The 20074-nt window shown below is 61.2% G+C and carries 19 protein-coding genes; 1 reads left to right on the top strand and 18 read right to left on the bottom strand.

The annotated features are described in order from the left end of the window. Positions 1-23 precede the first annotated feature (23 nt). From ACK3CV_RS03665 to serB, 4 genes are all read right to left on the bottom strand, one after another. Entirely contained in the window at positions 24-1457 is a 1434-nt protein-coding gene (locus ACK3CV_RS03665; RefSeq protein ID WP_164141286.1) for a glycosyltransferase family 39 protein, read from the bottom strand. 132 nt (positions 1458-1589) lie between these two features. Further along, positions 1590-2864, bottom strand: a complete 1275-nt coding sequence (nadR, locus tag ACK3CV_RS03660; protein WP_033637030.1) for a multifunctional transcriptional regulator/nicotinamide-nucleotide adenylyltransferase/ribosylnicotinamide kinase NadR — start codon at positions 2862-2864, stop codon at positions 1590-1592. A gap of 58 nt (positions 2865-2922) precedes the next feature. Further along, positions 2923-4308: a DNA repair protein RadA gene (gene radA / locus ACK3CV_RS03655; RefSeq protein ID WP_164039362.1), complete on the bottom strand. Its 1386-nt coding sequence runs from the start codon at positions 4306-4308 to the stop codon at positions 2923-2925. A 19-nt stretch (positions 4309-4327) separates the two neighbouring features. Continuing rightward, a complete protein-coding gene (gene serB / locus ACK3CV_RS03650) occupies positions 4328-5305 on the bottom strand; it encodes a phosphoserine phosphatase (protein WP_016929162.1) in 978 nt (325 codons plus the stop codon). 110 nt (positions 5306-5415) lie between these two features. Here serB and ACK3CV_RS03645 point away from each other — a divergent pair, with 110 nt between their 5' ends. Continuing rightward, positions 5416-6099 carry a YtjB family periplasmic protein gene (locus tag ACK3CV_RS03645; protein ID WP_033637029.1) on the top strand — a complete coding sequence of 228 codons (684 nt, stop codon included), beginning with the start codon at positions 5416-5418 and terminating at the stop codon, positions 6097-6099. A gap of 1 nt (position 6100) precedes the next feature. On the opposite strand, the gene yjjJ is transcribed toward ACK3CV_RS03645, so the two are convergent. The 14 genes from yjjJ to ACK3CV_RS03575 all read right to left on the bottom strand — a co-directional run bounded on the left by yjjJ (position 6101) and on the right by ACK3CV_RS03575 (position 19956). Next, complete coding sequence (gene yjjJ / locus ACK3CV_RS03640) at positions 6101-7444, bottom strand: type II toxin-antitoxin system HipA family toxin YjjJ (protein ID WP_033637027.1); 1344 nt, start codon at positions 7442-7444, stop codon at positions 6101-6103. Between the two features lie 137 nt (positions 7445-7581). Continuing rightward, positions 7582-8313, bottom strand: a complete 732-nt coding sequence (gene deoD, locus ACK3CV_RS03635) for a purine-nucleoside phosphorylase (protein ID WP_004933059.1) — start codon at positions 8311-8313, stop codon at positions 7582-7584. Between the two features lie 166 nt (positions 8314-8479). Continuing rightward, positions 8480-9703, bottom strand: coding sequence for a phosphopentomutase (gene deoB / locus ACK3CV_RS03630; RefSeq protein WP_164039360.1), 1224 nt, complete (start codon positions 9701-9703; stop codon positions 8480-8482). A gap of 70 nt (positions 9704-9773) precedes the next feature. Further along, entirely contained in the window at positions 9774-11096 is a 1323-nt protein-coding gene (gene deoA / locus ACK3CV_RS03625; RefSeq protein ID WP_164039357.1) for a thymidine phosphorylase, read from the bottom strand. Between the two features lie 66 nt (positions 11097-11162). Then, positions 11163-11942, bottom strand: a complete 780-nt coding sequence (gene deoC / locus ACK3CV_RS03620; protein ID WP_164039354.1) for a deoxyribose-phosphate aldolase — start codon at positions 11940-11942, stop codon at positions 11163-11165. A gap of 370 nt (positions 11943-12312) precedes the next feature. After that, positions 12313-13590: a NupC/NupG family nucleoside CNT transporter gene (locus ACK3CV_RS03615; protein ID WP_033637021.1), complete on the bottom strand. Its 1278-nt coding sequence runs from the start codon at positions 13588-13590 to the stop codon at positions 12313-12315. Between the two features lie 183 nt (positions 13591-13773). Beyond that, a complete protein-coding gene (locus ACK3CV_RS03610; RefSeq protein WP_033652871.1) occupies positions 13774-14556 on the bottom strand; it encodes a TatD family hydrolase in 783 nt (260 codons plus the stop codon). Further along, positions 14553-15671 (bottom strand): patatin-like phospholipase family protein, encoded by a 1119-nt coding sequence (locus ACK3CV_RS03605; RefSeq protein WP_164039352.1) that lies wholly within the window; start codon positions 15669-15671, stop codon positions 14553-14555. Before ACK3CV_RS03605 ends, ACK3CV_RS03610 begins: the two co-directional genes overlap by 4 nt. A gap of 10 nt (positions 15672-15681) precedes the next feature. Continuing rightward, a complete protein-coding gene (locus ACK3CV_RS03600; protein WP_033637017.1) occupies positions 15682-15867 on the bottom strand; it encodes a CsbD family protein in 186 nt (61 codons plus the stop codon). A 68-nt stretch (positions 15868-15935) separates the two neighbouring features. Beyond that, positions 15936-16097, bottom strand: coding sequence for a DUF1328 domain-containing protein (locus ACK3CV_RS03595; RefSeq protein WP_004857650.1), 162 nt, complete (start codon positions 16095-16097; stop codon positions 15936-15938). A gap of 161 nt (positions 16098-16258) precedes the next feature. Beyond that, on the bottom strand, positions 16259-16873 hold the full coding sequence (gene osmY / locus ACK3CV_RS03590) for a molecular chaperone OsmY (RefSeq protein WP_033637016.1): 615 nt from the start codon (positions 16871-16873) through the stop codon (positions 16259-16261). Positions 16874-17389: 516 nt separating this feature from the next. After that, the gene (gene prfC, locus ACK3CV_RS03585; protein WP_164039349.1) at positions 17390-18979 is read right to left on the bottom strand and encodes a peptide chain release factor 3; all 1590 of its coding nucleotides are present in this window, start codon (positions 18977-18979) and stop codon (positions 17390-17392) included. A gap of 151 nt (positions 18980-19130) precedes the next feature. Continuing rightward, positions 19131-19574 carry a ribosomal protein S18-alanine N-acetyltransferase gene (gene rimI / locus ACK3CV_RS03580; protein WP_033649119.1) on the bottom strand — a complete coding sequence of 148 codons (444 nt, stop codon included), beginning with the start codon at positions 19572-19574 and terminating at the stop codon, positions 19131-19133. After that, entirely contained in the window at positions 19519-19956 is a 438-nt protein-coding gene (locus ACK3CV_RS03575; RefSeq protein ID WP_033637012.1) for a DNA polymerase III subunit psi, read from the bottom strand. The genes rimI and ACK3CV_RS03575 overlap by 56 nt, the downstream gene beginning before the upstream one ends. Positions 19957-20074: the final 118 nt, after the last annotated feature.

The raw sequence follows: 20074 nt of genomic DNA, 5'->3' as shown, positions 1-20074 counted from the left end.
CGCGGCGGCGTTTTGCGCCGCCGTTACTGCGGACGAACGAAGCCGACGCACAGCGTTTGCACTTCGCCGCTCGGATCGGCCTGGAACGTCAGATTCTGCCGCCAATCGAGGCGCATCTTCGGCCAGTGGGCCAATTCGCCGCCGAAGTCGCTGTGCGCGCAGTCTTCACCCAACCGTCCGAACAGGGCGACGCCGTGCTGCGCAATCTGCGGATAGCTGATATTCACGTTGTAGATATTCGGCCGCGCCTGATTGGACCAGCGCGTAATGGTCTGCGGCCGGGAAGCGGCGTACACCGTCATCCACTGCGACAGGTATTCGCCGCCGACGTAGCGCAGGCTGACGCCATACCGCTCCTGCCACTGCCGTTCCACCCCGGCGCTGAACGCCTTGATACCCACCATTTTCTGGCCGGCGTTGCGCACGTTGCCCAGCATCACCGCGGCATACCCCAGATAGACCGCCAGCGCCGCGCACATCAGCCCAATGGTCGCCGCACGCAGCGAACGCACCGGCGGCTGGCGCACGCAGCCAACCAGCAGCGCGGGCGCCAGCATGAAGAACGGCTGCAGCCACTCGGTCAGCCGGCCGCCGACGTTGAAAGAGAACCAGAAGGTAATGATGCCGAGCGGCAACAGGTAGACCCACAGCAACACCCGCATCGGCAACGCCGCTGGCCAGGCCAGCACCGCCCCGCTGCGCCGCAGGATCACCCACAGCGCCAGCGACGGATAGAACACCAACAGCAGCGACTGCAGCATATCGAGGTTGAGCTGCATCTTGATCTGCGAATCCACCCACTTGAAGGCGGCGAAGTCATGGTTCCACAGCCAGAACAGGTTCGGCAGCACCAGCGCCAACCAGATCGCCACCGCCAGATAGAACTGCGGCTGGCGATAGCAGCGGCGGATCTGCGGTACGAACAGCGTCGACAGCGCCGCGAAATAGACGAAGGCGAAGGTCGAGTATTTCGCCATCATCGCCAAACCAGCCACCAATGCGAAAGCCGGCCACCAGTTGGCCGAACGCGAGATCGCCAGGTGGAAGAACAGCGCCATCCACGGCCACAGCATCACCAACAGGTAATTGTCGTTGTAGGGAATGATGTCGAAATTGATGATGCCGGACAGGTTGAGCGTCAGCAGCGCCATCCAGGCCAGCGAGGTGCTGCCGCTCAGGCGGCGCGCCAATAGCCAGACGCCCAACATGCCGATGGCGATGGCGATGAAGTGCCCGCCATACCAGTACAGGTTCAGCGGCAGCCACGGGAGCCAGATCGCCGGCTGCATCGCCGCACCGACCAGCCAAGGATTTTTCGGTGAGCCCCACTCGGCGTTGAGGCCCCAGTTGAGCGCCTCGACGGCGTCGTAAGGCAGAGTGGGATCGAGATGAACGGTCAGCAGCGTCCAGGCTGCGGCATAGCAGATCAACCAGAGAACGAGTAAGCGATAAGACATGTCTTCTTCTGAGCGTTATTGTAAAGAAAATCTTAACCTAGTCGCTACCGAATGAACCATGTTTAAACAAGCCGTTAAATGTGCGCCACAGAGGCGTTTCTGCCGCCGCGACCGCACATTCCGCTAATTTTCTCAGCCTGCGGCGTGGCGATGGGCGGGCGCATTCGCCAACCGGCCGGCGTCCGCCGCCAGCAGCTGCTGCACCAGCTCGACGCAGCGCAGGAAACGCTCTTCGTAATCGCTGGACTCGACGTGCACATACTCGATGTTGTTGGCGCGCAACATCTCCTCCAGCAAATGCTGGAACGCCAGGCGATCGGCGGCGCTGCCAAGGCTGCGCAGGCCGTCCGCCACCCACGGCGTGTTGTTTTCCAACAGGATCACCAGATCGAAACGGTATTCGTCGATCAGCGCCTGCACGAAGGGGTGTTCACGCCCCTCGTACTTTTTGCAAAACGCCTGGGTGGTGACGAAATCGGTATCGATAAACGCCACCTTGTTGGCGTACTTGACCGCGAAATCCACGTATTGCGCCTGCCCGAGGGCGATTTTGTCGTAGTCGGAGTACTGCAGCGCCATCTCGTCGCCGCCCAGGTGCGAAAACACGTAATCGCGGCCATATTCCCAGGCGCTGGTGGTGTTGAAGATGTTGGCCAGCTTGTTGACCAGCGTCGACTTGCCGCTCGACTCGCCGCCGAGGATCGCCACGGTGCGCACGAAGAACGGCTTCACCTCGGTCGGGATGTAGTCCCAATAGCGGAACGGATCCTGGCGGATCTGATTGCCGCTGATGTTCATGAACGAACGCTCGGGATCGACCAAGATGGTTTCGATGCCCAGATGCTCGCGGTAGCGCGGCGCATCCTGCGCTTCGCTGGAATAGATGAAGCTCGGCACGATGCCCTTTTGTTCCATAAAGGCCTTCATGCCGTCGCTCCACACGTTCCAGCCGTGCGGATAGGGTTCGATGCCCTGCTCGTCGAACGAGTGGATATGGATGTTTTTCTGGTACTTGAAGGTCTGCAGCAGCCAGCGCAGGCGATCGCTGACCGTTGGCTGTTGCGACATCGAACTGTTCTCGAACAGCTCGCGGTCGCGCGGTTCATCGTGGCACAAGATAACGTGAAGTTCGTCCACCTGGCTGCAGGCGCGCTGGATCAGATAGATGTGGCCGGTGTGCAGCGGGTAAAATTTACCAAACACCACGCCGACTTTGACCTCTTTACGCGGGAACTCCAGCCCGAGAAAACGGTGCAGCGCCTCGAGCTTTTGCGCGCTCGGGCTTTTGATTTTGTCGTTCAACAGCTGGCTCAGATAGCCCTTGGTCATGCCGCTGGCATCCGCCACCTGCTGCAAAGTACAGCCCTTTTGCTTAATGGACGTCTTCAGGTAATCAAATTGCGGCATGGCCACCTCCGTTTAGTATGCTAAACAAAATAGCATATCTTACTCGCCGTCGGCGACATTAATAAAACTCTTCCAGCACGTCGAGCGCGTCCGCCAGCTTCTTGACCCCAAACACCTGCATGTTGGCCGGCGGCTTCTTCGGCATGTTGCCGTGCGGCACGATGGCGCGCTTGAAACCGTGCTTGGCCGCTTCGGAGATGCGCTCCTGGCCGCTCGGCACCGGACGGATTTCTCCCGCCAGCCCCACTTCGCCGAACACCACCAGATCGTTCGGCAGCGGCCGATCGCGCAGGCTCGAAACCAGCGACATCAGCAGCGCCAAATCGGCGCTGGTCTCGCTGACCTTCACCCCGCCGACCACGTTGACGAACACGTCCTGATCCGACATCTGCAGCCCGCCGTGCCGGTGCAGCACCGCCAGCAGGATCGCCAACCGGTTCTGCTCCAGGCCCACCGCCACGCGGCGCGGGTTGGACATCATCGAGTGATCCACCAGCGCCTGAATCTCCACCAGCAGCGGCCGGGTACCTTCCCACACCACCATCACCGAGCTGCCGGAGGTGACTTCATCGCCGCGGCTGAGGAAGATCGCCGAAGGGTTGCTGACTTCGCGCAGCCCCTGTTCGGTCATGGCGAACACCCCCAGCTCGTTGACCGCGCCGAAGCGGTTCTTGTGGCTGCGCAGGGTGCGGAAGCGGGAATCGGCGTCGCCGTCCAGCAGCACCGAACAGTCAATGCAGTGTTCCAGCACTTTCGGCCCGGCCAGCGAGCCGTCTTTGGTGACGTGGCCGACCATGACGATCGCCACGCCGCGCGTCTTGGCGAAGCGCGTCAGGTAGGCGGCGGTTTCGCGCACCTGGGCCACGCTGCCCGGCGAAGACTGAATGTCCGCCATGTGCATCACCTGGATCGAGTCGATCACCATCAGCTTCGGCTGTTCCTGCTCGGCGATCAGGCAGATCTGCTCGATGCTGGTTTCCGACAGCATGTTCAGGCCGCCGGTCGGCAGCCCCAGCCGATGAGCGCGCATCGCCACCTGCTGCAGCGACTCCTCGCCGGTGACGTACAGGGTTTTCATCTGCTCGGACAGTTTGCACAGCACCTGCAGCAACAGGGTGCTCTTGCCGGCGCCGGGGTTGCCGCCGATCAGAATGGCGCTGCCGGGCACCACGCCGCCGCCCAGCACGCGATCGAACTCGAGAAAGCCGGTGGTGAAGCGCGGCAGCGCTTCAAGGCTGATTTCCGACAGCTTCTGCACCTTGCTGACGCCGGCGTCGCCGGCATAGCCGCTGAGGCGATCGTTGCGCGCCGCTGCGGGCGACACGGCCAAACGCACTTCCGTGATGGTGTTCCAGGCATGACAGGCGCTGCACTGCCCCTGCCAACGCGGATAGTCCGCCCCGCACTCATTGCACACAAATGCCCGTTTTGCCGCTTTTGCCACGTCTTACCTCAATCTTTCGTTATCGCACTTCGTGTTTCAGGCTGCCGGTGAGAATGCACAGCACGCCCATCAGATCCGCATGCCGGATCGCCACCTGCGCTTTTTCATACACTTTCGGCTTGGCGTGGTAGGCGATGCCCAACCCCGCCGCCTGCATCATTTTCAAATCGTTGGCGCCGTCGCCGATGGCCACGGTCTGCGCCAGCGGGATCTCCAGCTTCTCCGCCAGCCGCAACAGCGTATCGGCTTTGAACTGCGCGTCCACCACCGGCCCCAGCACTTCGCCGGTCAGCTTGCCGTCGCGGATCTCCAGCTCATTGGCCGCCGCCGCCACCAGCCGCAGCCGGTTGCGCAGGTATTCGGCGTAGTAGGTGAAGCCGCCGGAGGCGATCGCCACATGCCAGCCCATCGCCTGCAGCTTGCCCACCAGGCTGGTCAGCCCCGGCATCAGCGGCAGCTCGTCGCGCACCTGCTTGAGGATGTTGGCGTCGGCTCCTTTCAGCGTGCCGACGCGCTGGCGCAGGCTGGCGGTAAAGTCCAGCTCGCCGCGCATCGCGCGTTCGGTGACTTCCGCCACCTGTTCGCCGACGCCCGCCAGCTTGGCGATCTCGTCGATGCACTCGATCTCGATCGCCGTCGAATCCATGTCCATCACCAGCAGCCCCGGAGTGCGCAGGTGCGGGATCTTGCCGAGCGGCGCCACGTCCAGCCCGCTCTCCGCCGCCAGCAGCTTGGCGCGCGGCGTCAAGGTGCCTGCCAGGCGCACCACCTGATAGTCGTCCACGCCCCAAGCGGTGACGATCACCATCGCCGCGCCCAGCTTGCGTTGGAATTGTGTAATGCGCGCCTTGTCCAGCTTTCTGCCGTATAACAGCCACCCGGTATTGCCCGCCCGGTAGTCCAGCGGCATCACTTCGTCGCCGCTGAGCGAAAGGGGAAGACCCGGCCATTGAGAGATCTCCGCCGGAAGATCGCAATAGGTCAGACTGTTTGACATCATTGACTCCTGAATGGACAAAAACGCTGCATGATAAAACGACGCATCAAGCTATCCTATCGCCAGCGGTTCTGGCAACATAAAGTGTCCCCGATGCCCAAGGAACCTGCATGGCTCGCGCTAAACTGAAATTTCGCCTGCACCGTACCGCTATTATCCTGATTTGCCTGGCTTTGCTGGTGCTTCTGATGCAGGGTGCCTCTTATTTTAGCCTGAGTCACCAAATGGCGCGATCCGAACAGGTCGAAGAGCTGGCGCAGACGCTGACCAAACAGGTCGCCTACAGCCTGGCGCCGCTGCTGGACGACGACGGCAACAACCCGCGCATCGACGCCATCCTCAAGCAGCTCACCGATCACAGCCGCATTCTCGACGTCAGCGTGTATCAGCTGGACGGCACGCTGGTCTCCCACGCCGGGGAGCAGATAAGTATACGCGATCGGCTGTCGCTCGATGGCAAGCGCGCCGGCAGCTACTTCAACCACCAGTTGGTCGAATCCATTCAGGGCAAAGACGGCCCGATCGGCTTTATCCGCATCACCCTCGACACCCACGTGCTGGCGACCGAGTCCAAGCAGGTGGACAACACCACCAACCTGCTGCGCCTGATGATCCTGCTGGCGCTGGCGATCGGCATCATTCTGGCGCGCACCCTGCTGCAACACCGCCGCAGCCGCTGGCAGCAGTCGCCGTACCTGTTGACCGCCAACACGCCGTTGGCAGAAGGCAATACGGTGGAAGACGACGAAGAGGATGCGCCGGAGGCAAAACAGGAAGCGCCGAAGAAGGGGTAACTCAGGCCAGGCGCTGAATGCGCTCGTGCAGCTTCTGCAGTTGCACCAACATTTGCTCGGCAATCGCCCGGAACGCCTCGCTGATGTCGTCATGTTGCGCCGTTCGCCGCCAGAACTCGAGAGCCAATAGCTCCGCTTGCCGCCAGACGGCGCCGCTCACCTCGTTGCTCAAACGGATCTCCAGCGCGTCGTGGCGCAGATTACCGCTGCTTGCCGGGGCAAAAGCCATCGGCAACATATCATACAAAGGCGCCAACATGACCGGCCGCTGGGTTATCCGCAAGAACGACAGATTGCCTTGGTGCATATCGCTGTTGGCGATCAACCGGCCAAAGGCCCAATACAGGGCAACCCGTTGGTAGACTGAGTGATCGATCACCCCTAGCTGCAATAGCCGCTCGGCGGCCACGACCCAGTTGGCGTGGCCGCTGCCGCTGAACTCGGCATCCAGCGCCTCCAGCGACACCATCGCTACCCTCCCTTCTTCACCGATGCGATCAAAGCGCTCGATCTCTAAAAAGCATTGTCGGTCAGCACCGAACAGGATTTGCGCCGATGCGGCAGGCAATCCTGCAGCGGCGACCGTCTGCAACGCCAGCGACTCGGCGATCAGCAAATCGCTCCAGCGTTGTGCAATGACATGCGTCGGCGCCAGGCTGAACTTCACCAAAACATGCGCACGGCGCCCTGGCGCCAGCTCAGCATAGGCGGCAAACTTGGGTTGCTCGCCACCGGCGGAAGAGCCTACCAGCTCCCCGGCCAGCGCCTGGACAGACAATGCGGCGTAACGCTCGATTTTATCTTCCATCGTGATGGCGACGGCAGTATCCCGCATTAACCAACGCTGATAGCTGTCGGCACCAGGCAAAAGATCGCCGGTCATGTCTTCGCCATAACGGCAGAGCGCCAACCAGCGTTGACCTTCATCCCATCGCCGCACATCCTCCGGCAAATTCAACTCGCGCGCCGCTGCTTTTCCCCAGGCTCGCCCGAGAAAGCCAATCGGCCGTAGGTCGTTCAAATACCATGGCATGCCGTCATAGAGCTGCCACTCTCCGCTGCGCTCATCGCACACCGCACAGTTATCGGCAGGATACAGCGGGCAAAGCGTGGCAAACAGGTGCGCCTTACCCCGTTCATCAACCCGATATAGCGGAAACTGCCTCTCACCGCCGATCCCGCGCCGCAACGCATAGCGCGTCGCCTTACCTTTACCGAGGATCAATACGGCGCCCGCCAGTTCACGGAGACGGCGCGATAGCGTCGGCTGGCTGATGCCTAACGCTTCTGTCAGTTGACGAGCCGTAGCCGGCCCATGACGCAAAACTTGTTCAACGGTGAGCATCGGATGAATAGATTGGTGAATAGATTGATAAAGGAAGTAATAGCGTTAAATGGCAGAAAGGTAAAGCGTTAGCCAAAACTGGCCAAGCGGAATGAATAGATTGACGGGCGGGCGCCATGATGACGCCCGCCGGGGTATTACGCTTTGTCGCCCAGCAGCACGGATTCCAGCGCGATAACGATCATTTCGTTAAAGGTGGTCTGGCGTTCCGCCGCCGTGGTCGCTTCGTGACGCAGGATGTGGTCGGACACGGTGCAGATGGTCAGCGCCTTGCAGCCGAACTCTTCGTACAGCTCTGCCGCCACGCCGTAGATGCCGGCCGCTTCCATTTCCACGCCCAGGATGCCGTACTTCTTCATCACCTGGAACATGTCCGGATCCGGGGTGTAGAACAGATCGGCGGAGAAGATGTTGCCCACGCGCGCCGGGATGCCCTGCGCCGCCGCTGCGTCGACCGCGTTGCGCACCATGTCGAAGTCGGCGATCGCCGCGTAGTCGTTGTCCTTGAAGCGCAGACGGTTCACCTTGGAGTCGGTGCACGCGCCCATGCCGATCACCACGTCACGCAGTTTGATATCGTCACGCACCGCGCCGCAGGAGCCCACGCGAATGATCTTCTTCACGCCGAATTCGGCGATCAGCTCGCGCGCATAGATGGAGCAGGATGGGATACCCATGCCGTGGCCCATTACGGAGATGCGGCGGCCTTTATAGGTGCCGGTGAAGCCCAACATGCCGCGCACGTTGTTCACTTCCACCGCGCCTTCCAGGAAGGTTTCGGCGATGTATTTTGCACGCAGCGGATCGCCCGGCATCAGTACTACGTCAGCGAAATCACCCATCTCAGCATTAATGTGCGGCGTAGCCATAATTTTCTTCCTTTAGAAATCTTATTTAATAAAAACGTCAAACATCTAAGCCTTGAATTTCGAGTTGCAGCTAGGCAGCTAGCGGGTGAATCCCCAGGAGCTTACTTGAGTAAGTGACTGGGGTTCACGCGTGAAGCTAACAACGCTGCGGCTTGAAAGACAGGGCTTAGAACAGGGTCTTACCGTAATCCATCGGCGACAGGCCAAAGTAATTGGCGACGGTCTGGCCGATGTCGGCGAAGGTCTCGCGGTGGCCCAGCGAGCCCGGTTTCACTTTCGGGCCGTAAACCAGCACCGGAATGTGTTCGCGGGTGTGATCGGTGCCCGGCCAGGTCGGGTCGCAGCCGTGGTCGGCGGTGAAGATGATGATGTCTTCGTCTTTCACCAGCTTCAGCAGCTCCGGCAGGCGGCGGTCGAACAGCTCGAGCGCGGCGGCGTAGCCCGCCACGTCGCGGCGGTGGCCATAGGAGGAATCGAAGTCCACGAAGTTGGTGAACACGATGGTGTTGTCGCCGGCCTTTTCCATTTCGATCAGGGTCGCGTCGAACAGCGCGTCGATGCCGGTCGCCTTCACCTTCTTGGTGATGCCGACGTTGGCGTAGATGTCGGCGATTTTACCGATCGACACCACTTCGCCGCCCTTCTCGTCCACCAGCTTTTTCAGCACGGTCGGCGCCGGCGGCTCTACCGCCAGATCGTGACGGTTGCCGGTGCGCTGGAAGTTGCCCGGCTTGTCGCCGACGAACGGACGCGCGATCACGCGGCCGATGTTATACCCGCCTTCGGTCAGCTCTTCACGCGCGATTTCGCACAGCTCGTACAGGCGCTCCAGGCCGAAGGTTTCTTCATGGCAGGCGATCTGGAATACCGAGTCGGCGGAGGTGTAGAAAATCGGCTTGCCGGTTTTCATGTGCTCTTCACCCAGCTGATCGAGGATCACGGTGCCGGATGAGTGGCAGTTGCCCAGGTAGCCCGGCAGCTTGGCGCGTTCGACCAGTTTGTCCAGCAGTGCCTGCGGGAAGCTGTTGTGCTCGTCCTTGAAATAGCCCCAGTCGAACAGCACCGGCACGCCGGCGATTTCCCAGTGGCCCGACGGCGTGTCTTTACCGGAAGAGAGTTCGCTGGCGTAAGCGTAAGCGCCGATGATGTCGGCGTTGCGATCCAGCCCCTGCGGGAAGTTGCCGGTGGACTCTTCCGCCGCTTTGCCGAGACCCAGACGGCTCAGGTTAGGCAGCGTCAGCGGGCCCTGGCGGCCCACGTTGGCCTCACCGCGCGCGCAAACCTCGGCGATGTGGCCCAGGGTGTCGGAACCCTGATCGCCAAAACGTTCGGCGTCTTCGCTGGCGCCGATGCCGAAGGAGTCCAATACCATAATAAATGTGCGTTTCATCTGTGCTCTCCTGCGTGTTCTCACGCTTTGGACGGCCGCGAAAAAGCCGCGGCCGTTCCTGATTCTTGGGTTATTCCGTGATGCGCTTATACACCACCGGCGTCGCTTCCGGCGCCTTGTCGCTCAGCGTCATCGCGCTGCGCACCGCATCGGCCGCCTGCTGCCAGCTCTCTTCATCGTTGGCGTGGATCATCGCCAGCGGCTGCTGGGCATCCACTTTATCGCCCAGGCGCGCCACCTCGGTCAGGCCAACGCTGTAATCGATGGCGTCGCTCGCCCGGCGACGGCCGCCGCCCAGCGCAACCACCGCCATGCCCAGCGCACGGGTATCCATGGCGCTGACGATGCCCGGCTTTTCAGCATACACCGGCTTGCTCAGCGTTGCCGCCGGCAGATAGCTATCGTAGCGTTCGACGAAGTCTATCGGCCCCTGCTGCGCCGCCACCATGCGGCCAAACACCTCCGCCGCCTTGCCGTTGTCCAGCACCGCCTGCAGTTTGGCGCGCGCGTCGGCCTCGTCTTGCGCCAGGCCGCCGGACAGCAGCATCTCCACGCACAGCGCCAGCGTCACTTCCTGCAGGCGCGGGTTGCGGTATTCGCCGGTCAGGAAGCGCACCGCTTCACGCACTTCCACCGCGTTGCCGGCGCTGGAGGCCAGCACCTGGTTCATGTCGGTCAGCAGCGCGGTGGTCTTGCAGCCCGCGCCGTTGGCCACGCCGACGATCGCCTGCGCCAAATCTTGCGACAACGCATAGGTCGGCATAAAGGCGCCGGAGCCAACCTTCACGTCCATCACCAGCGCATCCAGCCCTTCCGCCAGCTTCTTGGCCAGAATGGAGGCGGTGATCAGCGGGATCGAATCCACGGTGGCGGTGATGTCGCGGGTGGCGTAAAAACGTTTGTCCGCCGGCGCCAGCGAGCTGGTCTGGCCGATGATCGCCACGCCGACGTCCTGAATGATTTTGCGGAAGGCGTTATCGTCCGGGAAAATATTGAAGCCCGGAATGGCTTCCAGCTTGTCCAGCGTGCCGCCGGTATGCCCCAGGCCGCGGCCGGAGATCATCGGCACATAGCCGCCGCAGGCCGCCACCATCGGGCCGAGCATCAGCGAGGTCACGTCGCCCACGCCGCCGGTCGAATGCTTGTCGACGATCGGGCCGTTCAGCGCCAGGCTTTTCCAGTCCAACACGGTGCCGGAATCGCGCATCGCCATGGTGAGCGCCACGCGCTCCGGCATGCTCATATCATGGAAATAAATGGTCATCGCCAGCGCGGCGATCTGCCCTTCCGACACCACGTTGTCGCGAATGCCGTTGATGAAAAAGCGGATTTCCGCTTCGCTTAACGGCTGGCCGTCGCGTTTCTTACGAATAATTTCTTGAGCCAGGAACAAGGCATCCCCCTGTGTCGCCGAGAGTCGGTGCAGACGGGCGCGCCTGGCGCCCGCCAACGAAATCGATCAGTAGCCGCCGCCGGCGGTCTGGGTCTGGTGGCCCAGCGCGGCCAGCAAGCTGGCCAGCAGGCTGGAAGCGCCAAAGCGGAAATGCCGCGCATCGGCCCAGCCTTCGCCCAGAATACGATCGGCAAGCTGCAGATAATGCAGCGCATCCTCTGCGGTGCGCACGCCGCCGGCCGGCTTGAAGCCCACCGTCTTCGCCACGCCCATATCGCGGATCACCGACATCATCAGCTCGGCGCTTTCCAGCGTGGCGTTGACCGACACCTTGCCGGTGGAGGTCTTGATAAAGTCCGCCCCGGCCTTGATGGCGATCTCGGACGCCTTGCGGATCAGATCGGCCTGCTTCAGTTCACCGGTTTCGATGATCACTTTCAGCAGCACGTTGGCCGCCTGGCAAGCCTGCTTGCACTGTTTCACCAGCTCAAAGCCGACCTGTTCGTTGCCGGCGATCAGCGCGCGGTAAGGGAACACCACGTCTACTTCATCCGCGCCATAGGCGATGGCCGCGCGGGTTTCCGCCAGCGCGATGTCGATATCGTCGTTGCCATGCGGGAAGTTGGTCACGGTGGCGATGCGGATATCCGGCGTGCCTTGCTCACGCAGCGCCTTACGCGCCACCGGGATAAAACGCGGGTAGATGCAGATGGCCGCCGTGTGGCCGGCCGGGCTGTTGGCCTGACGACAGAGCGCGATCACTTTCTCGTCGGTGTCATCATCATTCAGCGTGGTTAAATCCATCAAATTCAGCGCACGTTGCGCTGCTGCGGTTAATTCGGTCATAAAACTCTCCAACTGAGTACCTGGGTGTTGGCGAGCGGACTTGGTTCCATGAAGATAGCGCTGGGGAACGGCGTTCCCGCGGCGGCAACTGAGATCCTTCTCACCGCACATGGCCACCCGCCTTGCGGCCGGCCAGTAATAGCTATTTGAACACGAATGCCGGAGGCGATTCGCGTTCATCGTCACACTATATGAAATAGCACTGTAACAGACCGGAATTATATGTGAAGAGCATCACAAAATAACGCGATATCGTTCACAAATTCGCTAAAGAAGCGGCTGAAGATCGCGGGTGCGGCACGCACCCGCGTTGCTTAGAGCATAGGCGGAGTCCCGCGATCGGTCGCGCCGTCGCGAGCCTCGGGATGGCTTACAGCGCCAGGAAGAAGCCGGCGATGGTGGCGCTCATCAGGTTGGACAGCGTGCCCGCCGCCACGGCCTTCAGACCGAAGCGCGCGATGTCGTGGCGACGATTGGGCGCCATGCTGCCCAGACCGCCCAGCAGGATCGCCACCGAGGAAAGGTTGGCGAAGCCGCACAGCGCGAAGGAGATGATCGCCTTGGTGTGGGCCGACAGCACCTGCAGGCCTTCCGCCGCCACTACGTCGTCCGGACGCAGATAGGCGCCGAAGTTCATGTAGGCGACGAACTCGTTGACGATGATCTTCTGGCCGATGAACGAACCGGCGGTCATCGCTTCGCTCCACGGCACGCCGATCAGGAAGGCGATCGGCGAGAACACCCAGCCGAGGATCAGTTCAAGCGACAGCTGCGGATAATCGAACCAGCCGCCGATGCCGCCGAGAATGCCGTTAAGCAAAGCGATCAACGCGATAAACGCCAGCAGCATCGCACCGACGTTCAGCGCCAGCTGCATGCCGGAGGCCGCGCCGGAAGCCGCCGCGTCGATCACGTTGGCCGGACGATCCTCTTCGGCGATCAGCTTCATCGCATCGTCTTTATCGTGGGTCTGCTCGGTTTCCGGCACCATCAGCTTGGCGAACAACAGCCCGCCCGGCGCGGCCATGAAGGACGCGGCGATCAGGTATTCCAGCGGCACGCCCATCTGCGCATATCCCGCCAGCACCGAACCGGCCACCGAGGCCAGGCCGCCGCACATCACCGCGAACAGTTCTGATTGGCTCATGGTGGCGATATACGGACGCACCACCAGCGGCGCTTCGGTCTGGCCAACGAAAATGTTGGCGGTCGCCGACAGCGATTCGGTGCGCGAGGTGCCCAACAGCTTTTGCAGCCCGCCGCCCAGCACGCGGATCACCAACTGCATGATGCCGAGGTAGTACAGCACCGCAATCAGCGAGGAGAAGAACACGATCACCGGCAGGACACGCAGCGCGAACACGAAGCCGCCGCCGCCGAACACCTCGAACATCTTGTCGGACACCAGCCCGCCGAAAATGAACGAAATGCCCTGATTGCCGTAGGCGATAACGTTTGCCACGCCGTTCGACATACTGCCGAGGATGCTGCGGCCCAGCGGCACATACAGCACCAGCGCGCCGATGCCGACCTGAATGATGAACGCCCACGCGACGGTGCGCAGTTTGATGGCCCGGCGGTTGCTGGAGAGCAGCACCGCAATGGCGATCAGCACCGCCATGCCGACTAGGCTCATGATGAGTTGCATGCAAAGTTTCCCTGTTGCAAAAAATAAAATACATCCCTGCTCATAAAGAGAGGTCTGCTATTGGAGAGTTTCGGGGGGATTATACTGAGCGAGGTCACTCTCGCACCGATTTATGTCACAAATGCATACAACGAGACGCAAATGAAAATCTTATAACGTGACGCAGGTCACGTTACCACCTCATCAATCCGGCATGGCAAACAGCGCCTGAGCATTGCGCTGCAGATGGGCGGCGATCTCGTCGGCCGGTTCCGGCCGCAGCTCGCACAGCGTTTGAAACACCTCGGCGGCGCGTTCGGGGCGATTCGGCTGCCCCTGATAGCCCGCCAGCGGCATGTCCGGCGCATCGGTCTCCAGCAGCAGCGCCTCGAGCGGCAGCTGCGCCATCACGCCGCGCGTTTTCTGCGCCCGCTCATAGGTGATGGTGCCGCCCACGCCGATGTAATAGCCGAGGCGGATAAACGCCTGCGCCTGCGACAGGCTGCCGGCGAAGCCGTGCACCACGCCGCGACGCGGCAGCTGCATGCGCCGCAGCGCCGCAGCCAGCTGATCGTGGGTGCGGCGCGAGTGCAGGATCACCGGCAGATCATGCTGTTTCGCCAGCCGCAGCTGGGCCAGCAGCACGCTTTGCTGGCGCTCGAACTGCGGGTTGTCCATATACAGATCGAGCCCGACCTCCCCCACCGCCACCAGCTTGCGCGGCCGTTCGGCCAGCAGCGCCGCCAGTTGCTCCAACTGCGGCTCATGATGCTGCGCGATATACAGCGGATGCAGCCCCAGCGCGGCGAACAGCGGCGCGTGATCCTGCGCCAGCCGCAGCACCCGCGCGAAGCGATCGGCGGTGACCGTCGGGACGATGATGCGCGTGACGCCGGCGCTTGCCGCCCGCACCAGGCTCTCGCCCTCATGCCCGGTAAAGGGCGGGAAATCGAAATGGCAGTGGGTGTCGGTAAAGGCATAACTCACAGCGCGCCCCCTTCACCCGGCGGCAGATCGCCCGGCAGAATGATCTTCGGCGCCACCACCGCGGCCTCCGGCTGCGCGCCAAGATCGGACGGCATGACGATGTCGGTCACGATCGGCGAAGGCATTCTGACGTTCTCCGGCTGGATCAGGCGGCGCGACAGCGCTTTTTTCACCTTCATGCCGTCCGGCTCCGGCTGCGCCATCCACTGGCCGACGGTGGCCAGGAAATAGCGGCCGCAGCGGCGCCCCAGGTGATAATCCTGATTGAGCGCCCCCAGTCGGCTGCCCAGCGCATTGCTGGCCAGCGGCTTCGGCGGGAAGATCTCGAAGATGCGCAGCTTGCCCGGCGGCTTCTCGATAAAGCGCTGGATGCGGTGATAGCTTTGCTCGTGATGCTGCAGGATGCGCACCATCTGCTGCAGGCTGCTGTCGCTCAGCCAGTGCTCCATGCGCTTCATCCACTGCGGGGTGTAGTACATCTGCGAAGGCACGGTGCGGATCACTACGATGGTGTCGGCGCCGCGGCGATAGGCCTCTTCCACCGGGATCGCATCGCTGATGCCGCCGTCCTGATAGCTGATGCCGTCCAGCTCCACGCCCTGGCGATAGAAGCCGGGAATGGCGCTGGACGCCTTGATGGCCGGCAGCCAGCGCTCGCGCTGCGCCGGCAGATAGGTCGGTTCGAAATCGTCGCTGCGGCAGGCGCACAGCAGAAACTCGCGCCCGTCGGTAAAGTGCCGTTCCGCCACGTCCATCGCCAGCGGCATCTGCGCCGCCGCCGTATCAACCAGCCAATCGAGATCGATCAGATGCCCGCCGCGCACGAAGCGCAGCGGATTGAAGAATTGAGCCGAGGTGGTGTAACGGGTGATCACCCGGCGCGCGTAGCCCACCTGCCCGCAAATGTAGGCGGACAGATTCTGGGCGCCGGCCGACGTGCCGATCAGCAGGTCGAAAGGGTTAAAGCCCGCGCGCTGAAACTCGTCCAGCACGCCGGCGGTGAAAATGCCGCGCTGGCCGCCGCCTTCGCAGACCAGCGCCATCTTGCCTGGCTGAAAGGGCTTAGACGCCAGCGGTTCTATATTGCCGAGCGTGATGGGTATTCTGTATCCCAACTTGGCATCCTCAGTGAGACGTTTTCTCCGAGGATACCGCGTCTCGCTCTCTTCCGTAATCCTCTTGCAGCACGCCGGCGAGGAAATCATTACTGCCGGCCAGCCAGACGCAATCGCTGCCGGACCATTCGGCCCATGCCTGCCATACCTGGCCTTTCAGCTGTTTCCAGCGCCCGACGATGATGTCGCTGTTCATGGCCGGCCCTCCCCGACGTGAGAAAAGGAATTAAGCTTTATTACAGTTTGCAGGAAAATACCGGCCGGCTAAGGGCGCCGGCGGCCGGTGAACAGGCTGACCAGGAACAGGATAATGCCGACGACAAACACGATTTTAGCCGCCCAGGCGGCGGTGCCCGCCAGCGAACCGAACCCCAGTGCCGCAGCGATAAGCGCGATGACTAAAAAGATAATGCCCCAACGAAACATAAGCTTCTCCTTACCATTGTGAAAAAATTCGCTGCTGTCTACCGCCCCGACAACGGGGCGTCGACGGCAAATCAGTTTCTTTTTTTGGTGGTACATGTCGGGCCGCCTTCACGGCCCGACCGATGCGGCTTGTTGTTACTTGTTACGGGCGCCTGGCGGGATTACGGCTTGACCACCAGGTCGTTTTTCACGCTTTTCACGCCGTCGATGGCCTTGGCGATGCTTTCCGCACGCTCAGACTGCGCCTGCGTTTTCACCTCACCGGAAAGCTGCACCACGCCATCGGTGGTTTCCACTTTCACATTGCGCGACGGTACGATGTCATCGGCCAGCAGCTTGGCTTTCAGCTCGCTGGTGGTGGCGGTGTCGCCGGCATACGATTTGATCGACTGGTTGGCTTCATCTTTCACGTGCAGCTTGTCGCTGACGGTCTTGACGCCTTCCACCTTGCCGGCGACAGCGACCGCATGCTCCGCCTGCGCCTGGCTGCCGACGAACCCGCTCAGGGTCACGGCGCCTTTTTCGGTTTTCACCGAAATGTCGGAACTTTTGATGGTTTTATCTTCCACCAACGCACTTTTAACTTTAGCCGTTATCGCGCTGTCATCCATGTAACCGTCAACTTTTTTCATGGAGCTATCGATTTTGGCACCGGCACTGTCCGCGGCGTTAGACGCCTTGTTGAGCAGACTCTCTTCGGCCAGCGCACTGCCGCTGACCAACACAGAACCCAATACAACAGCCATCAGCGAGTGTGCAAATTTGGTCTTTTTCATCGATCTCTTCCTTTTGTTGGGGGCTCACAACGCCAGAGCGCCGGAACCCTGCGGCCACCTTCACGCGGCCTTCTCGGTAAATACTTCATCATCGCTATACGATTAAGCGTTCACGACAGGAATACTGCAACGGCCGTGCCAACTTAAAAAACACCTTAAAAATCAAAGAAAAAAAATCAGACGTTGGATTTTTAGCCAAAAAACTGTCGCCTATTGACGACAGGCTAAGTCACACAAAACTGAAATATAGCTATCTCATTGATATTTAAAGACACTGACTGTCTCCTATCGGCAACACATCAGAATAACTCACCAAACAAATAGCGTATTGCAGTGATTTACTCTCAAGCAATGTGCGGACATCCCGTTAAAGATAGACCATTAGACGGAAAATGCAGGCCGAACGAACATCGCCTGGTGACCTAGGTTCGCAGGAAAAATATGAGGGAGGTTTATTAATTAGCGCAGTGGGAATAGGAGAGGCGTGCAGGGCGCACTGGGCGCCCTGCCGATTGATCAGTGTTCGCGCGTCTTGCGGAAGGTCACATCAGGATAACGTTCCTGCGTCAGGTTGAGGTTCACCATGGTCGGCGCGATATAGGACAGGTTGTCCCCGCCGTCCAGCGCCAGGTTGATCTCGTTCTTGCGCTTGAACTCTTCGAACTTCTTCACGTCGTCGCACTCGACCCAGCGCGCGGTCGACACGTTGACCGACTCGTACAGCGCTTCCACGTTGTACTCGCTCTTCAAGCGCGCTACCACCACGTCGAACTGCAGCACACCGACCGCACCGACGATCAGATCGTTGTTGGCGATCGGACGGAACACCTGCACCGCGCCCTCTTCGGACAGCTGCACCAGCCCCTTCAGCAGCTGTTTCTGCTTCAGCGGATCGCGCAGGCGAATGCGGCGGAACAGTTCCGGCGCGAAGTTCGGGATGCCGGTGAACTTCATGTCTTCACCCTGGGTGAAGGTATCGCCGATCTGAATGGTGCCGTGGTTGTGCAGGCCGATGATGTCGCCCGGATAGGCTTCTTCCACGTGCGAACGGTCGCCGGCCATAAAGGTCAGCGCGTCGGAGATCACCACGTCTTTGCCGGTGCGCACCTGGCGCAGCTTCATGCCCTTCTCGTAGCGGCCGGAAACCACGCGCATAAAGGCCACGCGGTCGCGGTGTTTCGGATCCATATTGGCCTGGATCTTGAACACGAAGCCGGTGAATTTCTCTTCCGCCGCCGTCACTTCGCGGGTGTCGGTTTTGCGCGGCATCGGCGCCGGCGCCCAGGCCACCAGGCCGTCCAGCATGTGATCCACGCCGAAGTTGCCCAATGCGGTACCGAAGAACACCGGGGTCAGCTCGCCGCTCAGGAAAGCCTCCTGATCGAACTTGTGGGAAGCGCCCTGCACCAGCTCCAGCTCATCGCGCAGCTGCGCCGCCAGATCTTCACCCACCGCCGCATCCAGCTCCGGGTTGTTCAGGCCCTTGACGATGCGCACTTCCTGAATGGTGTGGCCTTTACCGGTCTGGTACAGGTAGGTTTCATCCTTGTACAGGTGGTAAACGCCCTTGAACAGCTTGCCGCAGCCGATCGGCCAGGTGATGGGTGAGCAGGCGATCTTCAGTTCGCGCTCGACTTCATCCATCACTTCCATCGGATCGCGGATATCGCGGTCCAGTTTGTTCATGAAGGTCAGGATCGGCGTGTCGCGCAGACGGGTCACTTCCATCAGCTTGCGGGTGCGATCCTCAACGCCCTTGGCGGCGTCGATCACCATCAGACAGCAGTCGACGGCCGTCAGAGTACGGTAAGTATCTTCAGAGAAGTCTTCGTGCCCCGGGGTATCCAGCAGGTTGACCAGGCTGTCGCGGTACGGGAACTGCATCACCGAGGTGGTGATCGAGATCCCACGCTGCTTTTCCATTTCCATCCAGTCGGATTTGGCGTGCTGGCTGGAGCCACGGCCTTTTACCGTACCGGCGGTCTGGATCGCCTGTCCGAACAGCAGCACTTTTTCGGTAATGGTGGTTTTACCGGCATCGGGGTGCGAGATGATGGCGAAAGTTCTTCTTTTGGAGACTTCGCGGGCAAATTCACTAGGAGACATGGTTTTCAGGTTCTACGGTTAGTCCGCCCTGCGACATCATCAGAACGCGCCGATCGCGGCGCCGGGCAAAGCGGTGAATAAAAGATAACAGCCGGGCATTTTCGCCGATTTGCCAACCGGTGACAATCAATGCTTTTACCGGCCGGGCGGATTACGCCAGCGGCAGCGCCATCACGATCGCGTCTTCGCGGCCGTGGGCGCTCGGGTAATAATTGCGGCGCACGGTAACTTCGTTGAAACCGAGATCTTCATACAGCGCGATCGCCGCCTGGTTGGAGGCGCGCACTTCCAGCCACAGCGTGACCACGCCGCGGCTCTCCAGCCGTTCAATCAACGCGTTGAGCAGCAGGCGGCCAAAGCCACGGCGCTGGTACTGCGGATGAATGGCGATGTTGAACAGCGTGGCTTCGTCCAGCACGATCTGCGTGATGGCGAACCCCGCCATCTCCCCGTCGGCGCTCAGCTTCAGGTTAAGGTAGCGATCGCCCTGATTGCTGGCGAAGGTGGTTTCCGTCCAGGGAAAAGCGTGGCTGGCTTGCTCAATGGTGAAGGCCGTGGCCAGGTCGGCCGCCGTCAGGGTAGAAATCGTGTTCATGATGACAAATCTGCTGCCAGAGGGCGCGTTTGGCCCCCGCGTCTTGGGAAAGCTCGGCCAGCGCCGGGCTGTGTAGCTGCGCGCCGGCGACCGCAAGCGGTTCCGCCACGCCCAGCCGCCAACTGTTGCATGCGGTCTCTTCAGGCAGCATTGCCGCCTGTTCCGGCGTCAGGCTGTAGGTTTGCGCCGGCGTCAGCCCCAGGCTGCGCAGCACGTCGCAAAACAGCGGATCGTCCGGTGCGGGCAGCGTCTGCGCCACCACCAGCAGGCGCGCCTCGGGCGGCAGACTGACCGCCACTTCGCCCTGCAACACGCCCGGGCGGCGCAATGTCCACTGCGTAATACCCAGTTGTTGTAACAGCCAGTCGCGTTTTGATGCCATGCCGATTCCTACCCGTTGTGGTGCGCCATGCCTGCCATGCGCCGCGCTATGCTAACAAACCCGCGCAGCCCGCGCCAACAAACCCGTCGAACATATCGCCACAAAGCTCTATAATCCC

The organism is Serratia sp. TSO36 (genome assembly GCF_057808395.1).
Note: the sequence above shows the minus strand (reverse complement) of the source record. Positions and strands in the feature narration are given on the sequence as shown.

Bases quoted from the DNA above. Each gene is read 5' to 3' on its own strand.
- ACK3CV_RS03665 (WP_164141286.1), bottom strand. From the start codon at position 1,457: ATGTCTTATCGCTTACTCGTTCTCTGGTTGATCTGCTATGCCGCAGCC.
- nadR (WP_033637030.1), bottom strand. From the start codon at position 2,864: ATGCCGCAATTTGATTACCTGAAGACGTCCATTAAGCAAAAGGGCTGT.
- serB (WP_016929162.1), bottom strand. From the start codon at position 5,305: ATGTCAAACAGTCTGACCTATTGCGATCTTCCGGCGGAGATCTCTCAA.
- ACK3CV_RS03645 (WP_033637029.1), top strand. From the start codon at position 5,416: ATGGCTCGCGCTAAACTGAAATTTCGCCTGCACCGTACCGCTATTATC.
- yjjJ (WP_033637027.1), bottom strand. From the start codon at position 7,444: ATGCTCACCGTTGAACAAGTTTTGCGTCATGGGCCGGCTACGGCTCGT.
- deoD (WP_004933059.1), bottom strand. From the start codon at position 8,313: ATGGCTACGCCGCACATTAATGCTGAGATGGGTGATTTCGCTGACGTA.
- deoB (WP_164039360.1), bottom strand. From the start codon at position 9,703: ATGAAACGCACATTTATTATGGTATTGGACTCCTTCGGCATCGGCGCC.
- deoC (WP_164039354.1), bottom strand. From the start codon at position 11,942: ATGACCGAATTAACCGCAGCAGCGCAACGTGCGCTGAATTTGATGGAT.
- ACK3CV_RS03615 (WP_033637021.1), bottom strand. From the start codon at position 13,590: ATGCAACTCATCATGAGCCTAGTCGGCATGGCGGTGCTGATCGCCATT.
- ACK3CV_RS03600 (WP_033637017.1), bottom strand. From the start codon at position 15,867: ATGAACAGCGACATCATCGTCGGGCGCTGGAAACAGCTGAAAGGCCAG.
- ACK3CV_RS03595 (WP_004857650.1), bottom strand. From the start codon at position 16,097: ATGTTTCGTTGGGGCATTATCTTTTTAGTCATCGCGCTTATCGCTGCG.
- osmY (WP_033637016.1), bottom strand. From the start codon at position 16,873: ATGAAAAAGACCAAATTTGCACACTCGCTGATGGCTGTTGTATTGGGT.
- prfC (WP_164039349.1), bottom strand. From the start codon at position 18,979: ATGTCTCCTAGTGAATTTGCCCGCGAAGTCTCCAAAAGAAGAACTTTC.
- rimI (WP_033649119.1), bottom strand. From the start codon at position 19,574: ATGAACACGATTTCTACCCTGACGGCGGCCGACCTGGCCACGGCCTTC.
- ACK3CV_RS03575 (WP_033637012.1), bottom strand. From the start codon at position 19,956: ATGGCATCAAAACGCGACTGGCTGTTACAACAACTGGGTATTACGCAG.